Source organism: Streptomyces sp. BL1, assembly GCF_057628045.1.
Map to the genome: position 1 here is coordinate 5,728,104 of NZ_JBXYWZ010000002.1, position 20,527 is coordinate 5,748,630.

Sequence of the window (20,527 nt, forward strand, 5' to 3'; positions counted from 1 at the left end):
CGACGCCGGCTCAGCTGTCCGGCTGCTCCACCAACTGGGCGATGTACAGCGGCTCCCCGAGCTTCTCGATCAGTTCCAGCTGTGTGTCGAGGTAGTCGATGTGGTGCTCCTCGTCCTCCAGGATGTCCTCGAAAAGGTTCGCCGAGGTGACGTCGCCCTTGTTGCGCATGACGTCGATCCCGCGCCGCAGCCGGTCGATGGCCTCGACCTCGATCTGCCGGTCCGCCTGGAACATCTCCGTGACGGTCTGGCCCACCCGGACGTGGAACAGCCGCTGGTAGTTGGGAAGCCCTTCCAGGAACAGGATCCGGTCGGTGATCTTCTCCGCGTGCTTCATCTCGTCGAAGGACTCGGAACGGGTGTACTTCGCGAGCTTCGGCCAGCCGAAGTTCTCCTGCATCTTGGCGTGCAGGAAGTACTGGTTGATAGCCGTCAGCTCCGCTGTGAGCTGCTCGTTCAGGAACTCGATGACCTCGTTGTCGCCCTGCATGAGACAGGCTCCTTCCGGACAGGGAAATGGCAGGTGGGGTGCGCGCGCAGCGGCATCCTTGCACTGCCGTGATAGTCCAGTCCAGTAAGTGCAGGCTTACCGAATTTGCCGAAGTTTGCCCGGGTTTACGGTTCGGGGCGTGCGGCCTGCGCCCTCCGGAAGCGTGGCGCGCCCGGTGGGGGAGAGGGTGCTGGTGGGGCCGCCGGGGGCGTGGTCCGGAGCACCCGCCGGGGTCTGTCACCATGGAGACATGGCTCAGTCGACAGTCCGCGAAGGGGAGCACTCCGAGCTTCCGCCCGGGCAGCGTCTGCAGCGCGGCTGGCCGGTCACGCACTACGGCCCGGTGCCGAAGTTCAAGCCGGACCGCTGGGAGTTCCGCGTTTTCGGAGCCACCGCCGACGGCGACAAGCACTGCTGGAACCACGAGGAGTTCTCGGCGCTGCCGTACGAGACCGTGGTCGCCGATCTGCACTGCGTCACCAAGTTCAGCATGCTGGGCGCCGAATGGGGCGGAATCAGTGCGCGCAGCCTGCTGCGGCTGGCGCCGCCCGCCGAGGACGTCACGCACGTGATGGTCTGGGCGGAGTACGGCTTCAGTTCGAACCTGCGGCTCGTCGACTTCACGGATGAGAAGACTCTTCTCGCGACCCACCGCGACGGTGAACTGCTCACCGCGGAGCACGGGTTCCCCCTCCGCCTGATCGTGCCGCACCTGTACGCCTGGAAGGGCCCCAAGTGGGTGCGCGGCGTCGAGTACATGAGGGCCGACCGCCGCGGCTTCTGGGAAGAGCGCGGCTACCACAACATCGGCGACCCCTGGCAGGAACAGCGCTACTCCTACCAGGAAGAACCGGGCGACGGCCCCGAACTCTAGAGGTCAGGGACGCGGGGGGGGACTGCGCACACGAGGCGCACGCATCCCCCCCCCGCAGCCCTCATCCCACGCGAAGCTCCTTCAGCCGCGCCACATCCGCCGCGTGCCCCTCCTTGCCGCCCGGCGTCTCGATCACCAGCGGCACCCCCTCGGTCAACGGGTGGGCCAGCAGCTCCCCGAACGGTTCACTGCCGATGTGCCCGGAACCGATGTTCGCGTGCCGGTCCTTGTGCGCCCCGGCGACGTCCTTCGAGTCGTTGGCGTGGATCAGCTTCAGCCGGCCGGGCCCGGTCACCTCCGCCAGCTCGTCCAGGGTGTCCTTCACGCCGCCGGGCGCCGCCAGATCGTGCCCCGCCGCGTACACATGGCAGGTGTCCAGGCAGACGCCCAGCCGGGGATGGCGGTCGAGCACCTCGAAGTACGGCTCCAGGTCGCGGACTTGGGAGCAGACCGAGGCGCCCTGCCCCGCGGTCGGCTCCAGCAGCAGCCACGGATCGCCGTCCTCGGTCAGCTCGTCCAGCAGCGGGAGCATCTTCTCGCGGATCTGCGCCAGGGCCGTCCCGCGGCTGCGCCCGCCGGTCGCCGAACCGGTGTGCACCACCACGCCCAGCGCGCCGATGTCCCGGCCGCGGCGGAGTGAATGCCGCATCGAGGAAACGGACTTGGTGACCGTCTCCTCGTTGTGCGAACCGAAATTGATCAGATAGGGCGCATGGATATAGGCGGGCAGCCCGAATTCCGCACAGGCGGACCTGAATTCCTCGTCCTGCTGCGGGGAACCGGGCGGTGTGGCCCAGCCCCGCGGATTGGCGACGAAGACCTGGAGAGTCTCCGCCGCGATTTCTTCTGCGTAGGAAATGCCAGTGGCGGCCAGGCCCCCGGCTACGGGGACATGGCCGCCAATGGGATTGCGCTGTCGGTGCGTTGTCACGTCACCCAGTATGGACTCAGTACGCCGAGTCGACGTTGTCGATCGAACCGTAGTTGTCCGCCGCGTAGTTGCAGGCGGCGACGATGTTCGCGACCGGGTCGGTGACGCTGTTGGCCGTGCCCTTGACGTGGTACGAGGCGAACGTCGCCGGAATGGTCTGCAGCAGACCCTTCGACGGGGTGCCGTTCTGCGCGTTGACGTCCGTGTTGTTCTGGGCATTCGGGTCGCCGCCGGACTCGCGCATGATGTTGCGCTTGATGCCGTCGTACGAACCGGGGATGCCCTCCTTCTTCATGATGGACTGCGCCTCGCGGATCCATCCGTCCAGGTTGTTCGGGTAGCTCTTGATCTCGGCGCGCTGGGCCTTCCGCGCGGCGGCGGCCTTCGCGGCGCGCTCCTGCTGGGCCTTCTTCTCGGCGGCGGCCTTCTGCTGGGCGGCCTCGGCCTTCTTGCGGGCCTCCTCGGCCTTCTTCTTGGCCGCGGCGGCCTCGTCCTTGGCGCGCTGCTGGGCCACATCGTGCTGCTGGTCGATGTTCTGCCGCTGCTGCGGGACGAGGCTGTCCTGGCTGAAGGAGACGGGCTGGGCCTGCACGGTCTTGGCGGCGGACTGGGTGTGGTCCTCGCCGGACGCGCCGGGGACGAGCGTCAGCGTGAGCGCCGCGGCACCTGCCGCGGCGACTCCGGCAGCGGAGAAGCGCTGTGCCTTGGTCAGGCGGGTGTAGCCGGTGGAGCGAAGCATGCGGGAGCGGACCTTTCCATTGCTTGCGTCGCAGAGGCCGGAGGCGATGCACGCCGAGTTCCTTTTCCCCGGCGCCGTGCGACGCGAGCAATTGTTAAGGGACCGAAAATCGCAAATCAAAAGTGTGACGTACTATCCCCCGTAGTGGTTATCCGGTGGCAGTGGGGGAGTCGAGGGCAGCCCTATGGTGTGCGCATTCTGCGGCTCGGGGCCGCGGCGCGGAAAAAAGGTGCCACTAACGTCGTTCGTAAGTGACGTGCGTCCTATGCGCGGCGTCACAGTTTTCCGGGGGTTTAGACACGGTTCGCATGCGCGTGCACACGTGGTGTACCGGAAATCGGGGGATGAGAGCGGGCGGAGCGGGACAGACGGAGCCGGTCAGCGGACCCAGAGGGTGACCGACGAGCCGCGCGGGGACTCCTCGCCCGCGCCGGGGGACTGGCTGAAGACGGTGTCGCCGACGAACAGCTTGCGCACCTTCACGGTGAAGCCCGCGTCCTTCAGCGTCTTCGTCGCCTCGTCCTGCGGCTTGTCCTCGACATCCGGGATCTCGACCATGTCCTGGCCCTTCGACACGGTCAGCGTGACCGTGTCGCCCTTGGCGGCCTGCCCGCCGTCGGCGGGGGACTGGCGCGCGACGCTGCCCTCGTCCTCCTCGGAGAACACCTTCTGGGGCGCGAGCCGCACCTTCAGCCCCGCCTCACGCAGTTCCCGGCGCGCGTCGGAGGGGTCGTCGCCGACGATGTCCGGCACCTCGACGGGCGCCCCCTTGGACACGGTCAGCGCCACGGCGCTGCCCGGCCGCCGGTCCGCGCCCTTGCCGGGCCGGGAGGTGATGACGGAGCCCTGCGCGGTCTCCTCGTCGAACTTCCGCTGGACGGTGCCCGGTTCCAGGCCCGCGTTCTTGAGCTTCGCCTTGGCGTCGGTGAGCGGGGTGCCCGTCACGTCCGGCACCTTCACGATGTGCGGGCCCCGCGAGACGGTCAGCGTCACACTGCCTGTGTTGCGGATACGGTCGCCCGGCTTCGGGTCGGTCTCGATGACGTGCCCGCGCTCGACGCTCTCGCTGTACTCCCGGGTGACGCGCACGTCGAGCCCGGCCTCCCGTACGTCCTTGACCGCCGCCGCCTGCGTCTTGTCGAGCACGGCGGGGGACTGTGTGAACTGGCCGGAGTTGATGTACCAGACGCCGGTGCCGACCAGCGCCAGCAGCAGTCCGCCCAGCAGCACGATCACCCAGCGCGGCCCGCGCCGCCGTCCCGGGTGGCCGCCACCCGCGGGCGGCGGGGGAGGGGAGCTGAACCGGGCCGTACGGCTGACCCCGTCGCCCGCGGCGGGCATGGGTCCCGCCGCGGTACGCGGCAGCACGCTCGTACGGGCCTCGCCGCCCGTGCCGGTGCCCGTACCGGAGGCGGCCTGCGGGGGCACCGCGTCCAGCTGCTGCTCGGTGAGCTCGCCGCGGACGGCGCGGGCCTCCGACAGCATGGCCACCGCGTCCTCCGGACGCCCGCCGGGGTCGCGCATCGTGGAGCGCGCGACCAGCGCGTCCAGTGGGGCCGCGAGACCGGGAACGGCCGCGGAGGGCGCCGGCACCGACTCGTGCAGATGCAGATACAGCACCTGGGCCGGGCTCGCGCCGTCGTGCGGCTTGGCGCCCGTCAGCATCTCGTACAGCATCACGCCGCACGCGTACAGATCGGAGCGGGTGTCGGCGACACCGTGCTCGATCTGTTCGGGGGCGAGATAGGAGACGGTGCCCAGCAGGGTGTCGGTGGTGCCGGAGGTGTTCCCGTCCACGGCCCGCACCAGGCCGAAGTCCGCGACCTTGACCCGGCCGTCGTCCCCGATCAGGACGTTCTCCGGCTTCATGTCGCGGTGCACCAGACCCGCGCGGTGCGCGGCGCCCAGCGCGGCCAGCACCGGGTCGAGGATGTCGAGCGCTGCCCGCGGCTGCAGCGCGCCCCGGTCCCGCAGGACGTCGCGCAGATTGCAGCCGGCGACGTACTCCATCGCCAGATAGACATACGTGCCGTCCGTGCCCTGGTCGAACACCGCCACCACATTGTGGTGCGAGAGCCGGGCGACGGACTTGGCCTCGCGGATGAAGCGGTCGACGAACGCGCCGTCCGTCGCCAGCGAGGGGTGCATCACCTTCAGGGCCAGCACACGGTCGAGGCGCGTGTCCACCGCGCGGTACACCGTGGCCATACCGCCGACGGCGATCCGCGCCTCGATGCGGTACCGGCCGTCGAGCACCTGACCCAGCATCGGGTCCTGAAGGGTCGTGTCCATCGCGACGAGTCTACGAGGCAGTCAGGACACGGGAATCGGAGGTGCGGGACGCGCCGCCGAACTGCAGCCGAACGGTGACATCGGCCGTGACACAGGCGGGCGGCGCCTCGCGGGTCAGAAGGCCGGGCGTTCCGGGTCGAGCGCGGCCACGCCGTCCACGGGCGAGGACGCCTCGGCGAAGTGCCGGCGCGGAATACGGCCCGCACGGAACGCGAGCCGCCCCGCCTCGGCCGCGTGCCGCATCGCCTCCGCCATCAGCACCGGCTCCTGCGCCCGGGTCACGGCGGACGCCAGCATCACGGCCTCGCAGCCCAGTTCCATCGCGAAGGCGACGTCGGAGGCCGTACCGGCACCCGCGTCGAGCACCACGGGCACCCCGGCCCGCTCGGTGATCAGCTGGAAGTTGTGCGGATTGCGGATGCCGAGCCCCGAGCCGATGGGGGAGCCGAGCGGCATGATCGCCGCACAGCCGGCGTCCTCCAGCTTCCGGGCCAGCACCGGATCGTCGTTGGTATAGGGGAGAACGGTGAAACCGTCGTCGACGAGCGTCTCGGCCGCGTCCAGCAGTTCGACCGGATCGGGCAGCAGGGTGCGCTCGTCGGCGATGACCTCCAGCTTCACCCAGTCCGTACCCAGCGCCTCGCGCGCGAGGCGCGCGGTGAGCACCGCCTCGCCCGCCGTGTAGCAGCCGGCGGTGTTCGGCAGTACGCGGATGCCGTGCTTCTGCAGTACGGACAGCACCGAGCCCTGCACCGTCGGGTCCAGCCTGCGCATCGCCACCGTCGTCAGCTCGGTGCCCGAGGCGAGCAGCGAGCGCTCCATGACGTCGAGGCTCGGCGCGCCCCCCGTCCCCATGATCAGACGGGAGGTGAACGTGGTGTCGCCGATCGTCAGCAGGTCGCCGGCCGCGGGGGCCTTCTCCTGGAGAGTCGCCGTGTCGGCCATGTCTGTCAGCCTCCCTGGACTGCGGTGAGTATCTCGACGCGGTCGCCCTCGTTCAGCCGCAGGCCCGGCCACTGGCCACGCGGGACCACGGTCTCGTTGACGGCCGCGGCCACCCCGGAGGGCGCGCTCGTGAACTCGGCGACGAGCCGGTCCAGGGTGAACTGCGCGGGGACCTCGCGGGGTTCGCCGTTCACGGAGACGGTGACGGGCTGCTCTGTCTGCGGTGCGGTGACTGTCATACCGGCTGCTCCTGTGGCTGCTGTGCACCGTGCGGGGCTGCGCTGTGCGGGGAGGCGCTGTGCTGCGGGCCGTCGTGCTGATCCGGGAAGCGCTGCGGCGTGCTGTGCTGTTCTGTGAAGCGCTGCGGCGTACTGTGCTGATCCGAGAAGCGTTGCGGCGTGAAGGGTCGGGCCTCTTCGGGCAGTTCGCCCGACGTGAGCAGTTCGCCCATGACGTCGCCGGTGACGGCGGTCAGCAGGATGCCGTGCCGGTAGTGGCCCGCGGCCACGTGCAGGCCCGGCAGCGCGGTGGGGCCCAGCAGCGGGGCGTTGTCGGGGGAGGCCGGACGGAGCCCGGCCGAGGTCTCGGTGAGCGGCAGTTCGGTGAGACCGGGCACCAGCTCGTGGGCGTCGCGCAGCAGTTCGTACACGCCGCCCGCCGTGACGGTGGTGTCCCAGCCCATCTCCTCGCTGGTGGCGCCGATGACGAACTCGCCGTCGGCACGCGGCACGAGGTAGATGTGCCCGCCGCGCACCACGGCGCGCACGGTGCGCGACAGGAACGGCGCGTACGCGTCCGGCACGCGCAGCCGCAGCACCTGCCCCTTCACGGGGCGCAGGGGAGGGAGCAGCCCCGGCGGCAGCCCGCCGACCTGCCCGGTGTACGAGCCGGTCGCCAGGACGGTCTGGCCCGCCGTCAGTTCGGTGCCGTCGTCCAGTACGGCCCCCGTGGCCCTGTCGCCGGACACGGTGACGCGCTGCGCCGCGGCGTACCGGAAGTCCACGCCTGCCCGCTCACAGGCGATCAGCAGGGCCGCCACCAGACGGCGCGGATCGGCCTGATGGTCGCCGTCGACGCGCAGCCCGCCCCGTACGGACGGTGCCAGCATCGGCTCCAGACGGCGGCACTCACGGCCCGTCAGCCACTCGGACTCCAGCCCGCAACGCTGCTGCAGGGCGTGCAGTTCCTTCAGGAAGGCCCGGTCGTCGGCGTCCAGCGCGACGGACAGCGTGCCGCACGCCCGGTAGCCCGTCTGCTGTCCGCTGGCCTCCTCCAGCTCCGCCACGAAGGACGGATAGCGCTGTGCGGAGGCGACGTTGAGGGAGAGCAGGGTCTCCTCGCCGTAGTGCAGTTCGGTGACCGCGGCCAGCATGCCGGCCGCCACCCGGGCGGCGCCGCCGCCCGGTGCCGGGTCCGCGACAGTGGTGCGCAGTCCGCGCTGTGCGGCGCGCCAGGCGGTGACCAGGCCGATGATCCCGCCGCCGATGACGAGCACGTCCGGTGCGGCCCCTGTACGGGGCGCCGTGGTGGTGCGCATCGGGATACCGCTCCTCCCTTCGCCGGCATGACCCGGATCAGGTTCATACGGTCGGAGGCCGCCAGCCTCCCTCTCAGCCCGGTGCGTCCGGGCTCCCGCGCATGTCTGCTTGTGGCCTGTTGCCGCCGCCCACCTTACTGCGCGTCCCTCGGCGCCTGTAAGAGGCGCCTGCCGGCGGAGCACGGCCGGAGCACGGCCGGTGCACGGCCGGTGCACGGCCATGGGCCCGTAAAGACGTCCGTCCTACAGTGATCGCGTGAGCCTTGAACCCTCCCCGCAGCGGATCGTCATCGTCGGTGCCGGCATGGCGGGCGTGCAGACCGCCGTACAACTGCGCGAACAGGGCTGGACCGGACCGGTCCGGCTGATCGGCGCCGAACCCCACCAGCCGTACGACCGGCCCCCGCTGTCCAAGGCCGTGCTGCTCGGCAAAGCCGAAGGGGCCGCGTTCGACATCGACTTCGACGAGCTCGACGTCGACCTGGAGCTCGGCAGGGACGTGACCGGACTGCGCCCGCGGGAGCGCCTGGTCGAGACGGAGGCCGGCGACGTCGCGTACGACAGGCTGGTCATCGCCACCGGTGCCGAACCCGTCACGCTGCCCGGCAGCGAGGGCGTGCCCGGCGTGCACCTGCTGCGCACGCTGGACGACGCGGCACGGCTGCGGCCCGTACTGGAGGAGCGCAGCCCGATAGTGGTCGTCGGCGCGGGCTGGATCGGCGCGGAGTTCGTGACCGCGGCACGCGCGGCGGGCTGCGAGGTCACCGTCGTCGAGGCGGCCGGCGGGCCGCTGCCCGGCGCGCTCCCCGCGGAGGTCACGGAGCCGATGCGCGGCTGGTACGAGGAGGCCGGCGCCGAACTGCGCACCGGCGTGGCCGTGTCCGCCGTCGAACAGGGCACCGTGATCCTGGCCGACGGCACCCGGCTGCCCGCCGACGCCGTGGTGATCGGCATCGGCGCACGCCCGGCGACGCGCTGGCTCAGGGACTCCGGCCTCGTACTCGACGAGAACGGCGCGGTCCGCGCGGACGACCGGCTGCGCACCTCCGCACCCGGCGTCTACGCGGTCGGCGACTGCGCCTCCTTCCCCTCCGCGCGCTACGGCGAACGGCTGCTCGTGCACCACTGGGACAACGCGCTGCAGGGCCCGCGGGCCGTCGCCGCGAACCTGCTGGCGGAGACCGACGGGCACACCGGCAGCACGGCCGGAGGGGAAACGGCCGGCGTCGGGGCGGAGGGCGTGGTCTACGACCCGGTGCCCTACTTCTGGTCCGAACAGTTCGACCGTTTCGTGCAGTACGCGGGGCACCATTCGGCCAGTGACGAACTGCTGTGGCGCGGCGATCCGTCCGACCCGGCCTGGTCGGTGTGCTGGCTGCGCGACGGCGCGCTGGCCGCCGTGCTGGCGGTCGGCAGGCCGCGCGATCTGGCGCAGGGCAGGAAGCTGATCCAGCAGCAGGCCCCGCTGGACCGGGAGTTGGCGGCCGACGCCTCCGTCCCGCTGAAGAAGGCCGTACGCGTCTGAGCGGTCCGGAGGCCCCGGCCGCCGCACACCCGGTAGTGGCTGTCAGTCCGGGATGGCAGGCTTGGGGCGTGACCGAGATTGACGCGAAGACCGATGCTCTCGTCCCTGCGTGGCTCAACCTCCCCGACGCCGCCGAGCGGCTCGGCGTGGAAGTGACCCGCGTCCGCCAGATGGTCAAGGAGGGCCAGCTGATCGCGGTGCGCCGAGGAGAGAACCGGGTGCTGATGGTGCCCGACGCCTTCATCGGCGAAGGAAAGATCGTGAAGGGCCTCGTCGGCACCATCACGGTGCTGCAGGACGACGGGTTCAGTGACGAAGAGATGCTGGAGTGGCTGTTCACCGAGGACGAGAGCCTGCCCGGCGCCCCGGTGACCGCCTTGCGGGAGAATCGCGGGACGGAAGTGAAGCGCCGGGCACAGGCTCTCGCCGTCTGACGGCCGTCGGCACCTCCGCAGACCCAGATCTGACATCCACCGGGCGTACGGCCCGGAGCGCGAGCTCCGGACCGTACGCCCCCGCATGGGGGGACCCTTCGCATGACTGACTCCGCGCGCGAGCGGCTCGCCGACGCGAGGCTCTATCTGTGCACCGACGCGCGCAGGGAACAGGGCGATCTGCCGCAGTTCCTGGACGCCGTGCTCGCCGGCGGCGTCGACATCGTGCAGCTGCGCGACAAGGGGATGGAGGCCGGGGAGGAGCTGGAGCACCTCGCGGTCTTCGCCGACGCCTGCCGCCGGCACGGCAAGCTCCTCGCGGTCAACGACCGTGCCGACGTCGCCCACGCCATCGGCTCCGACGTGCTGCACCTGGGCCAGGGCGACCTGCCGGTGCCCGCGGCCCGCGCCGTTCTCGGGGACGGCCCGCTGATCGGCCGCTCCACGCACGCCGAGGCGGAGGTCGACGCCGCGCTCACGGAGCCGGGCGTCGACTACTTCTGCACCGGCCCCTGCTGGCCCACCCCCACCAAGCCCGGCCGGCACGCCCCGGGCCTCTCCCTGGTGCGGTACGCCGCGTCGCGCGCCCCCGAGCGCCCCTGGTTCGCCATCGGCGGCATCGACGCCGGCAATCTCGACGAGGTGCTGGACGCCGGAGCGCGCCGTGCCGTCGTGGTCCGGGCGATCACAGCGGCGGCCGATCCGGGTGCCGCCGCGGCCGGATTCGCGAAGCGGCTGAGGGAGCGCCCCGCGCGCTGAAAATCTGCTGCGCACGGGGTTCCTGTCCCAGTCCGTGGACAGTGGGGGGCGTGCGAAGGCGGACGGATGGTACGTAACGCCCCGGCCTCACCCCCGATCGGCTTCCAGCCGTTAGCCTGCACACATGGCCTTTGGTATCTCAGCTACCAGGACTGACCGACCGCCGACAGTGAGCGAGATGCTCGCGTCCGGCGAGAAGTCCTACTCCTTCGAGTTCTTCGCTCCGAAGACCGAGAAGGGGGAACGCACCCTGTGGAGCTCGCTGCGGCAGATCGAAGCGGTCTCGCCGACGTTCGTCTCCGTGACGTACGGCGCGGGCGGGTCCTCACGCGAGGGCACCGTCCGCAACACGGAACGCATCAGCAGCGAGACCACACTGACCCCCGTAGCCCACCTGACCGCCGTCAACCACTCGCGGGCAGAGCTCCGCAACGTCATCGGGCAGTACGCCGAGGCGGGCATCCGCAATGTCCTCGCGATCCGGGGTGATCCTCCCGGAGACCCGATGGGCGAGTGGGTCAAGCACCCCGACGGAATCCTCTACGCCGCCGAACTCGTCGAGCTCCTCAAGGAGTCGGCGGACTTCTCCGTCGGCGTGGCGGCCTTCCCCGAGATGCACCCGCGGTCCGAGGACTGGGACACGGACATCAAGCACTTCGTCAACAAGTGCAAGGCGGGCGCCGATTACGCGATCACGCAGATGTTCTTCAGCGTCGACGACTACTTCCGGATGCGTGACAGCGTCCAGGCAGCCGGTTGCGAAACGCCGATCATCCCCGAGATCATGCCCGTCACGAGCCTGGCGCAGATCGAGAAGTTCGCCCAGCTCAGCAACGCGCGGATCCCCAAGGATCTGCGGGACCGGCTGACGGCCGCCGAAGAGGACCCGTCGGCTGTACGCTCGGTCGGGATCGACTGGGCCACCGAGATGTGCGAGAAGCTGATGGCGGAGGACGCCCCGGGACTCCACTTCATCACTCTCAATCAGGCCCCGGTGTCACTGGAAATCTACGACAATCTGGGACTGAAGCAACGGTCCTGATGTGAGCTGGCCGGCGAAGGCAGCGGGAGAGGGGCGTACATGGGCTGGGCGGTCCTCTATATCGCGTTCGGCGTGGTCGCTTTGTGGCTGCTCGGCGAGGTGCTGCTGCAGTACAAGGCGCGGCTGCGCTGGCGGCTGCTGGCCTTCGGCGGCTTCATGGGTGTGGTCGCGGGGGCGGTGATCCCGTCCGTCGTAGTGATCGGACTGGGCATCGCCGCCTTCGCGACCGGCCAGACATTTGTGACGCTCTCCTACCGCCGCGGCTTCTCGACCGGCTGGGCACTCGGGGGCATCCCGAGCGCCAGCCGGCGGCGCCGCGGCGCGGGAGCGCCCCCCGAGGCGGAGCCGGCGCTGCACGTCTCGGGCCTGGAGGCGCACGCCCCCGAGGGGCAGGCGGGGTTCGCCCCCGACGGCCCCGAGGGATACGGCGCGCAGGGCCCCGACACCCTCGGCTTCAGCGCCCAGGGCCTGCCCGGATACGACGGCGACCTGGCCGAGACCTCCGTGTTCCAGCCGCTGTCGCAGACTCAGGACCCGCCGGTCTACCAGCCGGGTCCGATGCCCGACGAGACGTCCCCGTACGGGATATACGCCCTCAGCGCCGAGACCGGCGCCAACTCCGCGGCCGCGCCGGGCATGTACGCGGAGCAGCCGTACGGCCAGGGCTACGCGCCCGGCGGTTTCGACGGCGCTCCCGGTTACGACGGCGCGCAGCAGTACGCCGCGTACTCCGACCCCTACATCGGCTTCGACGGCAGCCAGCAGTACGCGCCCGGCGCCCAGTACGACCAATACGCCCCCGCTTACGACACGTACGGGGGCGGTGTCAGCTTCGACCCGCAGGGGAACATCGCCGCGCAGCAGCAGTACGGCGTCCCCGGCGCTTACGGCACCGACGGGTACGGCACCGGCTACGGCCCGGACGGATACGGATCCGACGGATACGGCGTTCCGTACGGCGCGGACGGCCAGTTCGGCCAGCAGGCCTACTACCCGCAGGACGGTGCCTGGGTCCCGCAGCAGCGCGACCCGGACGCGCCCGCCGACCCGCTGACGGACCCGCTCACCCAGGCGCAACAGCCGTACGCGCCGTACCAGAACGGCTACGACGGCTACTACTACGACGAACAGCGCGGCGGCTACTGACAGCCGGCGCTGCCGGCTTCCGTACGCAGGCCGCCGTCCACAGACCACCGAGTGCCGGGCACCCCGCGGGGTGCCCGGCACTTCACTGTGAGCCGCGCCAGTCGTCGCCCTCCACGAGCAGTCCCGCCACCATCGCGCCCGACATGCCGGCGTGTGCCAGTCCGCCGCCGGGGTGGGCCCAACCGCCCGCCCGGTAGAGGCCCTTCACACTGTCCTGCCGGTTGGGTGCCTGCGTGAACACGCCCTTCGCACCGGCCAGCACAGGCGCGGGCACCAGTCCGCCCGGCACATGTGTCTCGGCCTCGTTGTCGCGCGGGGTGCGCACCTCGCGCCACAGCACACGGTCGCCCAGGCCCAGTCCCGCCGCGTCCGCGGCGGCCACCATCCGGTCGGCGAGCTGCCCGGCCGCACTGTCGTCCGGCACGTCCTCCGGCCGTACGGTCACCGTCAGGACAGCGGACTCGTGCTCTCCGTCAGGGCGCAACGCCGGGTCGTCGGGCCGCAGTACGGTCACCGGCCGGCCTGTCAGCGGCCGGTCTGCCGCCGGCCGGTCCGGAGTGCGTGCCGGGTGCACGACCGTACGGTGCGCGGTGCCCTCGGGGCGGGCGCCCCGCAGCGCGAGCAGGACGGTCAGCCGGGCACCGGCGGTCTGTACGCCGGAGTGCACGGCGTCCGCGTCCTCCAGCCTGCCGGCCTGGACGACGGCGTCGGCCTCCACCTCGCGCTGTCCGGCCAGTTCCAGCCCCGCCGCCCGGCCGTCCTTCTCCAGGACGCGCACCACTTCGGCGTCGAAATGGAACTCCACTCTGCGCGCCAGACAGCGTTCGTACAGTGCCTCGGCGAGCGCACGCATGCCGCCGCGCACATACCAACTGCCGAAGGTGTGCTCCATGTACGCCAGCACCGTCGCGCTCGCCGGTGCCCGGGACGGGTCGATGCCGTAGGCGTGCGCGTGGCTCTCCAGCAGGGACACCAGCCGCGGATCGCGCAGTTCGTCCCTGGCGACCTCGGCGAGCGTGGGGGTACGGCGCCGCAGCAGGCCCTTTCCGCGCAGCGCCGGATAGGGGTCACGGGCCACGGCCTCGCGCGCCGCCGCGCTGCCGTCGTACGGCTCCTCCAGCAGCGGCCGGCGGGTGGCGTCCCACACCTCCCGCGCGCGGCCGAGCAGTTCGGCCCAGCGCTCACCGGTGCCGTGCCCGAGGGCGGCGTCCAATGCGTCGATGACACCCGCGCGGGACGCGTTCGGCAGGGAGACCGCGCTGCCGTCCGCGAAGACGTGCCGTACGGCCGGATCGACCTGCGCCGTCTCCACGCACTTTTCGAGCGGTTCGCGGCCCGTCTTGACGAACAAGTCGCGGTAGACGGCGGGCAGATGGAGCAGCCCGGGGCCGGTGTCGAAGGCGAAACCGTCCCGCTCGAAGCGGCGCACCGCACCGCCGTACGTGCCGGTCCGCTCGTACACCGCCACCTGATGTCCCGCCACGGCGAGCCGTGCCGCCGCCGCCATGGCGCCCAGCCCGGCGCCGATCACCGCAATCCGTGCCATGGGAAGCGACCTTACTGAAGCGCGCGCGGCGCCGGCGTGCCGCCCCGGCTCCTCTGCGTACCGCTGCCCAGGACTGAGTACGGCTACCTAGATCGCCGGTTGAGTAGCCGAGCGGGTAGGCCCCGACCTGGAAAGACGGCAGAGTGATGGACACGGCAAGGGCACGGCGCCGGCACCGCCGGCACGGGGCGGCGGAACCGGCGCCGATGCTCTTCCCCAGGAGAGCTTCTGTCCCGGGGGGAAGCCGGGGGCAGGGACACCGGGGAACAACGGGGATCCGGGAACGGGGGCCCGGACCACGGGGAAAACGGGGAACGGGGGAACGGGGGTGCGCGGCCCGCGACCGGTGGCCTACGGGCTACTCGGGCCGCGCACAGCCCCCCACCCTCCCCTGCAGCAGCAGGGACAGCGCCCCGTGCACATCGTCCAGCGAGCGCTCCGGCTGGAACGCCTTCCAGTCCAGCGCCGCCACCAGGACCATCCCCACCAGGGCCGCGGCCGTCAGCGGGATGTCGATCTCGGCGCTGAACTCCCCCTCGTCGACGCCGCTGCGCAGCACGGACTCGACGACGGCGACGGCGTCCTTGCGCACCACCATCAGCGTGGAGTTCCACGCCCGGTTGGTGCGCCACAGCTCCGCGACGTACAGCTGCGTGAACGCCGGATAGCGGTCGATGAACTCCAGCCCGGACCTGACCATCGCGTCCAGCGAGTCCACCCGGCTGCCGCCCGCGGCGGCCACGGAGTCCGCGGCCTGCCGCAGGTCGGCGGTGAGCAGCTCCACGCCGTGCCGCAGCAGCTCTTCGAACAGCTCCGTCTTGCTGGCGAAGTTGTAGTAGACCGTGCCCTTGGCCACCCCGGCGCGCTCGGCGATCTCCTCCACCGTGGTGGAGGAGAAGCCCTGTTCGGCGATGAGGGTGACGGCGGCCTGGAAGAGCTTCTGCCGAGTCGCGTCCCTGCTGTTGCTGCGGCGGGCGCGGGTCCCGCTACCGGTCTGCATGGCACCCATTGTCACAGCGAGATCTCCGGGTGCAGCCGGTCCAGCGACCACACCTGCTTGCGCCGCGCGGTGACCGCCGTCAGGGCGAGCGCCCCCACGGTGAACGCCAGCAGCACCAGGCAGGCCCGCCACACCGGCCACAGTTCACCGCCGGTGATGAGGTGCCGCAGCCCCTCGACGACGTAACTCATCGGCAGGAACGGGTGCAGGGCGTTGAAGAAGCCCGGACTGGTCTGGATCGGATAGGTACCGCCCGCCGACGTCAGCTGGAGCATCAGCATCGCCAGCACCAGGATCCGCCCCGCCGGACCGAATCTGGCGTTGAGGAACTGCACGATGGACGTGAAGCAGACCGTCACCAGCACCAGGAAGCCCAACGTGCCCGCGCCGCGCACCGGTTCGAGCCCGAGCCCCCAGTGCAGTACGGACATCAGAGCGCCCACCTGCGCGACGCCGATGGCCGCCACGGGCAGCCATCCGGCGAGCGTGATCCGCCAGGCCGGCGCACCGGACGCCAGGGCCCGCTTGTTCAGCGGCTGCAGCAGCATGTACGCGATCATCGCGCCGACCCACAGGGCGAGCGGGATGAAGTACGGCGCGAAGCCCGTCCCGTAGTTGGGCGCCGAGTGCGCCTTGCCCGAGGCCAGGTCGACCGGGTCGGACATCACTCCCGAACGGTCGTCGCGCTCCTGCTTGTCGTAGTCGGGGATCTTCTTCACCCCGTCGTGCAGACCGCCGGCCAGCTTGCCGGAACCGTCGGCCAGTTTGTACATCCCGCCGTTCAGCGTGCCGGCGCCCTTGTCCAGCTTGCCCAGCCCGGTGTCGAGTTGAGACGCGCCGTCCTTCGCCGAGCCCAGCCCGGTGTGCAGTTCGGACGCGCCCTTGGACACCTGGTGCGCGCCCTTGTTGAGCTTGTTGATCTGCGCGACGGCGGTGTCCACGTCCTGGTAGAGATGCGGCGCGCGCTGCGCGAGGGCGTTCGCCTTCGACTGCACGTCGTCCAGTCCGGCGCCCAGCTCGTCCAGGTTCTTCTGCTGTTTGACGATGCCGTTGACGTCCTTGGACACCTTGGCCGTCGTCGCCGCGGCGTCCGCGGCCTTCTTCATGTCCGCGCAGGACGGGCCCAGATCGGTGTCCAGGTCGAGCTTGACCTTCCCCTCGCAGCGCGTTCTGTACAGCGTGGAGAGCGTCTCGGACGCGGTGCGCGAGTCGTCCTCGGCCTTCTGCGCCGTCTCCGGCAGCTTGTCGAGGTTCTGCTTGAGCGTCTTGCTCGTACGCGCCACGTCACTGGCGGCGGTGCCGATCTCGTCCCCGTTGTCCTTGAGGAACGGGCGCACCTTGCCCGCCACCCCGTTGACCTTCTCCGCCAGGGTCGAGGTGCCGTCGGCGACCTGCCCGGCGCCCTTGTCCAACTTGCCGGCGCCCGTGTGCAGTTGCTCGGTGCCGCTCTTCAGCTCACCGCTGCCCGACTTGGCGTCGCCGATGCCGTTCTTCAGCTTGCCCGCGCCCTCCTTGGCCTCACCGATCCCGTCGCCGAGATCGTCGGCGCCCTTGGCGGCCTTCTTGGTCTCGCCGTGGATGGTGGAGAAGGACACGAAGATCTTGTCGTAGAAGTTGCGGGACGCCTTGCTGGACGCCGCGGCCCGCACCTCGGAGAACACCGTGCGGGAGATCTGCCCGACGATGTAGTTGCTGGAGTCGTTCGTACGGACCTTCAGCGCACCCGTCTCCGGGTTGTCGCCCGAACTGGAGGCCACCCGCTTGCTGAAGTCCGAGGGGACGGTCAGCGACAGGTAGTAGCGCCCGTCCTCGACACCCTTGCGCGCGTCGTCCGCGTCGGTCGGGTGCCAGTCGAACGTGTTGCTGTCCTTCAGCCCCTCCGTGACGTCGTCGCCGGCCTTGAGCTGCTGCCCGCCGGCCTTCGCGCCCTGGTCCTCGTTGACGAGCGCCACGGGTATCTTGTCCAGCCGGTCGTACGGGTCCCAGAAGGACCACAGGTACAACGCCCCGTACAGCAGCGGGAGCAGCAGCATCGCGGCCATCGCGGCGCGCGGCAGCTTCCCCCTCCCGAACCGCCTGAGCTCAAGCGCGGCCAGCCTCGGCGAGCGCATCAGCCGCCTCCCCCTTCTTCGTCTCCGGTGTGTCCGTCTTCTTCTTTTCCGACGGGTCCGTCGCGCCCTCGTCCGCCGCGTCCGCCGTACGGCCGCTGCTTCGGCTCTCCAGCCGGACGGTCACCGCGTCGTCCGGTGCCTCACTGCACACGGCGAGCACGGTGACGCCCGACCGCGCGAGGGACCGCAGCATCGCCCAGGCCTCGTCGCGCTCCTTGTCGGAGAGCTTCAGATCGACGTCGTCGACGGCGAGCAGCCGCGGACCGCCGATCAGCGCGAGGGCCACCGACAGCCGCAGCGCTTCAAGGCGCTCCAGGTGCCGTACGTGGGTGCGCGGCCCCTTCGGCAGCGTGTCCAGGTCGAGGCCCGCCGCGTCCAGCGCCGCCTCCAGCCGCGCGCGCGAGGCGGCGGCCCGCTCCTTGCGCGGCCGGAACAGGGCGCGCAGCGAGGCGCCGAACCGCCGCTGCAACAGCACCCGTTCGCGCAGGTGCTCGGTCACCGTCAGCGCGGGATCGAGGTCGGTGATCCCCGGTACGGGGCCGAGCGCGCTGATCCGGCGCACCGCCGCGAGCTGCTTGGGCAGCCGGTTCCTGCCGACCGTCGCGTGTCCCGAGGTGGTCTTCATCCGCCCGGTGAGAGCCAGCAGCAGGCAGGTGCGGCCCGAACCGGAGGGCCCTTCCACCGCGATCAGCGACCCGGGCTCCGCGTCGATCCCGACGCCCTGGAACACCGGGCCCCGCGGCCCCTTGAGCCCCAGGTCCTCTGCGTGTACGCGGACCCCGAGGGCGGTCACGCCGCCGCCGGCGTCCGCCTCCTCCTCGGCCATGGCCCCTCCCATGTCTTTTGAACTGACCGGTCAGTTCAAAGTATGCCGCACCCCTGATCCGCCGCCGTCACCGCCCCGCCCCGCACCGCCGCGGAGGGTCGTGTTTGCGCAGGTCAGGAGGATTGTCAGTGGCATGGGCCACGATGTGCACATACGGACGATTCCGTGGCCCGCAAGGCGCAAGCGGAACGACTCTGCGAGGTGACCGCGATGCACAGCCCCTCCAGCTCCAGCGATGTCCACCCCGTCCTCCGCCGCGCGTCCGCACCACCGGCGGCGCTCGACCTGCTGGCGCAGGCACAGCACGGGCTGGACGAGGCCGCCGCGATGGAGACGCCCAACGAGCGGTATGCCATCGCACATCTGGCGGCGCTGCGCACCGCGGCGGCGGTGCTCGCCGTGCGCGGCCGGCCCGAGCCCACGGCCCGGCGCCGCCGCCAGATCCGCAGCGCCTGGGAGGTCCTCCCGGAGGCCGCTCCCGAACTGGCCGAGTGGAGCGTGCTGTTCGCTTCCGGCGCACAGCGCCGGGCCAGGGCGGAGGCCGGCATCCACGGGGCCGCGACCCGGCGGGACGCCGACGACCTGATCCGGGACACCGGCGTCTTCCTCAGGCTGGTCGAGCGGATGCTGGTCCCGCAGCCCGCGCTGCCCCGGCCGCGGGTGGCTCCGGCCGACGAGGACCTGCCCGAGCCCTCCCGGATACGCCCGGCCGCTCCGGCACCCGAAGCGGCCTCCGAAGAGCGCCGCCGCCCTCGTGCCGGATGACGGCCCGTAGGCAATAAGGTGGGCCCTGCCCGCACCTGAGCCGAGGAGCACCCGCCATGTCCCGCCCCAGCGCAACACTCCGTACCGCCGTGGTCTGGGAGGTGCTGCGAGGAGCCCTCGACCGGCGGGTGAAGGCCGCGGCCCGGGAGAGCCTCGACGTCCTCGACACCGGCGGCGGCACGGGCAACTTCGCGGTCCCCGTCGCCCGCCTGGGCCACCGCGTCACCGTGGTGGACCCGAGCCCCGACGCCCTTTTCGCGCTGGAGCGCCGGGCCGCCGAGGCGGGCGTCGCCGATCAGGTGCGGGGCGTACAGGGCGACGCACACGGCCTGTTCGACGTCGTAGAGCGGGACGGCTATGACGCCGTCCTCTGCCACGGTGTCCTGGAGTACGTCGACGACCCGGCGGAGGGCCTGCGCAATGCCGTAGCCGCGCTGCGCCACGACGGCGGCACTCTCAGCCTGCTCGCCGCCGGGCTCGGAGGGGCGGTTCTCGGCCGCGCCCTGGCCGGGCATTTCACCGAGGCCCGGCAGGCCCTGACCGCCACGGACGGCCGCTGGGGCGAGAGCGACCCGATGCCCCGCCGCTTCACTGCGGAGCAGCTGACCGAGCTGGTCACCGCGACCGGCCTGGAGGTCGAAGCGGTGCACGGAGTGCGGGTTTTCGCCGATCTCGTGCCCGGCGCCCTGGTCGACGCGGAGCCCGACGCACAGGAGGCCCTCTCCCGCCTGGAGGCCGCCGCCGCCGAACTGCCCGCCTTCCACTCGGTGGCGAGCCAGCTGCACGTTCTGGCCGAGGCCCGGTAGCCGCGCCCGATCAGCGGCCCGGCGCCGTATGATCGAGGCACACCGTCCGGCATGGCGGACAGACGGCACGGGAATGCAGCAGTGCACAGCCGACCGTCGGCGTTCGGCATTTCGGTGCTGGTGGGAGGAATTGGCGTAGAGGGGCGGGTTTCACGGGGGCGATTCCCTGCCTATCCTTGAAGGGTCGCATCCGGTCGCCCCCGCGACCGACGAGTAGGAGGACTCCGTGCCGCTCTCTGAGCACGAGCAGCGGATGCTCGAGCAGATGGAGCGAGCGCTGTATGCCGAAGATCCCAAGTTCGCGACAGCGCTCGAGGGAAGTGAGCTGCGCCGCTACACCCGCAAACGGGTCTACCAGGCGGTCGCAGGCTTTCTTGTGGGTATCGCCCTGCTCATGGCCGGGATGGTCGCGCAGCAGATCTGGATCAGCGTCGTGGGGTTCCTCGTCATGCTCGGATGCGCCGTGCTTGCGGTCACCGGCTGGCGCAAGGCTCCCCGGAACGGCGAGCAGCAGGGTACGGGCCAGCAGGCTCAGGCCCAGGGCGGGAGCGGTGGCACCGGCCAGCAATCCCGCAGGCAGCAGCCACGGCAGCGGCGTTCGATGATGCACCGCATCGAGGAGCGCTGGCAGCGCCGGCGAGGCGAGGACAGTCAGTGACACCCCTGGCGAGCCGGTAACGCTCCTGGTGGCGCTGTCTCCTCCCGTCGGCCGACCCTGAGGAACCGAAAAAGATCTTGTGTGGGGCCGCAGTTCTTCTG

Annotated in this window: 20 protein-coding genes and 1 riboswitch; of the genes, 9 read left to right on the plus strand and 11 right to left on the minus strand. The window is 71.1% G+C overall.

What is annotated here, in order from left to right:
- Nucleotides 1-10: 10 nt before the first annotated feature.
- A complete protein-coding gene (gene bfr / locus AC3AGO_RS25160; RefSeq protein ID WP_487822504.1) occupies nt 11-490 on the minus strand; it encodes a bacterioferritin in 480 nt (159 codons plus the stop codon).
- Nucleotides 491-740: 250 nt separating this feature from the next.
- Between bfr and AC3AGO_RS25165 the strand changes: the two genes are divergently transcribed.
- The gene (locus tag AC3AGO_RS25165) at nt 741-1,364 is read left to right on the plus strand and encodes a sulfite oxidase-like oxidoreductase (RefSeq protein WP_487822505.1); all 624 of its coding nucleotides are present in this window, start codon (nt 741-743) and stop codon (nt 1,362-1,364) included.
- Between the two features lie 61 nt (nt 1,365-1,425).
- Here AC3AGO_RS25165 and AC3AGO_RS25170 read toward each other — a convergent pair whose 3' ends face one another.
- From AC3AGO_RS25170 to thiO, 6 genes are all read right to left on the minus strand, one after another.
- Nucleotides 1,426-2,295, minus strand: coding sequence for a deoxyribonuclease IV (locus tag AC3AGO_RS25170; protein ID WP_487822506.1), 870 nt, complete (start codon nt 2,293-2,295; stop codon nt 1,426-1,428).
- Nucleotides 2,296-2,311: 16 nt separating this feature from the next.
- Nucleotides 2,312-3,034: a transglycosylase SLT domain-containing protein gene (locus tag AC3AGO_RS25175; RefSeq protein ID WP_487822507.1), complete on the minus strand. Its 723-nt coding sequence runs from the start codon at nt 3,032-3,034 to the stop codon at nt 2,312-2,314.
- Between the two features lie 378 nt (nt 3,035-3,412).
- Nucleotides 3,413-5,326, minus strand: coding sequence for a Stk1 family PASTA domain-containing Ser/Thr kinase (pknB, locus tag AC3AGO_RS25180; protein WP_487822508.1), 1,914 nt, complete (start codon nt 5,324-5,326; stop codon nt 3,413-3,415).
- 114 nt (nt 5,327-5,440) lie between these two features.
- On the minus strand, nt 5,441-6,271 hold the full coding sequence (locus AC3AGO_RS25185) for a thiazole synthase (RefSeq protein WP_487822509.1): 831 nt from the start codon (nt 6,269-6,271) through the stop codon (nt 5,441-5,443).
- 5 nt (nt 6,272-6,276) lie between these two features.
- Nucleotides 6,277-6,510, minus strand: a complete 234-nt coding sequence (thiS, locus tag AC3AGO_RS25190; RefSeq protein ID WP_487822510.1) for a sulfur carrier protein ThiS — start codon at nt 6,508-6,510, stop codon at nt 6,277-6,279.
- A complete protein-coding gene (gene thiO, locus AC3AGO_RS25195; protein ID WP_487822511.1) occupies nt 6,507-7,808 on the minus strand; it encodes a glycine oxidase ThiO in 1,302 nt (433 codons plus the stop codon). The genes thiS and thiO overlap by 4 nt, the downstream gene beginning before the upstream one ends.
- A riboswitch (TPP riboswitch) is annotated at nt 7,806-7,917 on the minus strand. It overlaps the preceding gene by 3 nt.
- Before the next feature lie 195 nt (nt 7,918-8,112).
- On the opposite strand from thiO, the gene AC3AGO_RS25200 reads away from it, so the two are divergent.
- The 5 genes from AC3AGO_RS25200 to AC3AGO_RS25220 all read left to right on the plus strand — a co-directional run bounded on the left by AC3AGO_RS25200 (nt 8,113) and on the right by AC3AGO_RS25220 (nt 12,714).
- Nucleotides 8,113-9,333: an NAD(P)/FAD-dependent oxidoreductase gene (locus tag AC3AGO_RS25200; protein WP_487824806.1), complete on the plus strand. Its 1,221-nt coding sequence runs from the start codon at nt 8,113-8,115 to the stop codon at nt 9,331-9,333.
- A 68-nt stretch (nt 9,334-9,401) separates the two neighbouring features.
- Nucleotides 9,402-9,767, plus strand: coding sequence for an Rv2175c family DNA-binding protein (locus tag AC3AGO_RS25205; protein ID WP_487822512.1), 366 nt, complete (start codon nt 9,402-9,404; stop codon nt 9,765-9,767).
- 102 nt (nt 9,768-9,869) lie between these two features.
- Nucleotides 9,870-10,526: a thiamine phosphate synthase gene (gene thiE, locus AC3AGO_RS25210; RefSeq protein ID WP_487822513.1), complete on the plus strand. Its 657-nt coding sequence runs from the start codon at nt 9,870-9,872 to the stop codon at nt 10,524-10,526.
- Nucleotides 10,527-10,650: 124 nt separating this feature from the next.
- On the plus strand, nt 10,651-11,568 hold the full coding sequence (gene metF / locus AC3AGO_RS25215; protein ID WP_487822514.1) for a methylenetetrahydrofolate reductase [NAD(P)H]: 918 nt from the start codon (nt 10,651-10,653) through the stop codon (nt 11,566-11,568).
- A gap of 39 nt (nt 11,569-11,607) precedes the next feature.
- Nucleotides 11,608-12,714 carry a hypothetical protein gene (locus AC3AGO_RS25220; RefSeq protein ID WP_487822515.1) on the plus strand — a complete coding sequence of 369 codons (1,107 nt, stop codon included), beginning with the start codon at nt 11,608-11,610 and terminating at the stop codon, nt 12,712-12,714.
- Nucleotides 12,715-12,796: 82 nt separating this feature from the next.
- On the opposite strand, the gene AC3AGO_RS25225 is transcribed toward AC3AGO_RS25220, so the two are convergent.
- The 4 genes from AC3AGO_RS25225 to AC3AGO_RS25240 all read right to left on the minus strand — a co-directional run bounded on the left by AC3AGO_RS25225 (nt 12,797) and on the right by AC3AGO_RS25240 (nt 18,197).
- Entirely contained in the window at nt 12,797-14,260 is a 1,464-nt protein-coding gene (locus AC3AGO_RS25225) for a phytoene desaturase family protein (protein ID WP_487822516.1), read from the minus strand.
- A 358-nt stretch (nt 14,261-14,618) separates the two neighbouring features.
- Nucleotides 14,619-15,260, minus strand: coding sequence for a TetR/AcrR family transcriptional regulator (locus AC3AGO_RS25230; RefSeq protein ID WP_487822517.1), 642 nt, complete (start codon nt 15,258-15,260; stop codon nt 14,619-14,621).
- A gap of 11 nt (nt 15,261-15,271) precedes the next feature.
- A complete protein-coding gene (locus AC3AGO_RS25235; RefSeq protein ID WP_487822518.1) occupies nt 15,272-17,371 on the minus strand; it encodes a YhgE/Pip family protein in 2,100 nt (699 codons plus the stop codon).
- Nucleotides 17,343-18,197 (minus strand): ATP-binding cassette domain-containing protein, encoded by an 855-nt coding sequence (locus AC3AGO_RS25240; protein WP_487822519.1) that lies wholly within the window; start codon nt 18,195-18,197, stop codon nt 17,343-17,345. The genes AC3AGO_RS25235 and AC3AGO_RS25240 overlap by 29 nt, the downstream gene beginning before the upstream one ends.
- 210 nt (nt 18,198-18,407) lie before the next feature.
- Here AC3AGO_RS25240 and AC3AGO_RS25245 point away from each other — a divergent pair, with 210 nt between their 5' ends.
- From AC3AGO_RS25245 to AC3AGO_RS25255, 3 genes are all read left to right on the plus strand, one after another.
- A complete protein-coding gene (locus AC3AGO_RS25245) occupies nt 18,408-18,962 on the plus strand; it encodes an SAV_6107 family HEPN domain-containing protein (protein WP_487822520.1) in 555 nt (184 codons plus the stop codon).
- 56 nt (nt 18,963-19,018) lie between these two features.
- Entirely contained in the window at nt 19,019-19,768 is a 750-nt protein-coding gene (locus tag AC3AGO_RS25250; protein ID WP_487822521.1) for a methyltransferase, read from the plus strand.
- 226 nt (nt 19,769-19,994) lie between these two features.
- Nucleotides 19,995-20,426, plus strand: coding sequence for a DUF3040 domain-containing protein (locus AC3AGO_RS25255; protein WP_487822522.1), 432 nt, complete (start codon nt 19,995-19,997; stop codon nt 20,424-20,426).
- Nucleotides 20,427-20,527 lie beyond the last annotated feature (101 nt).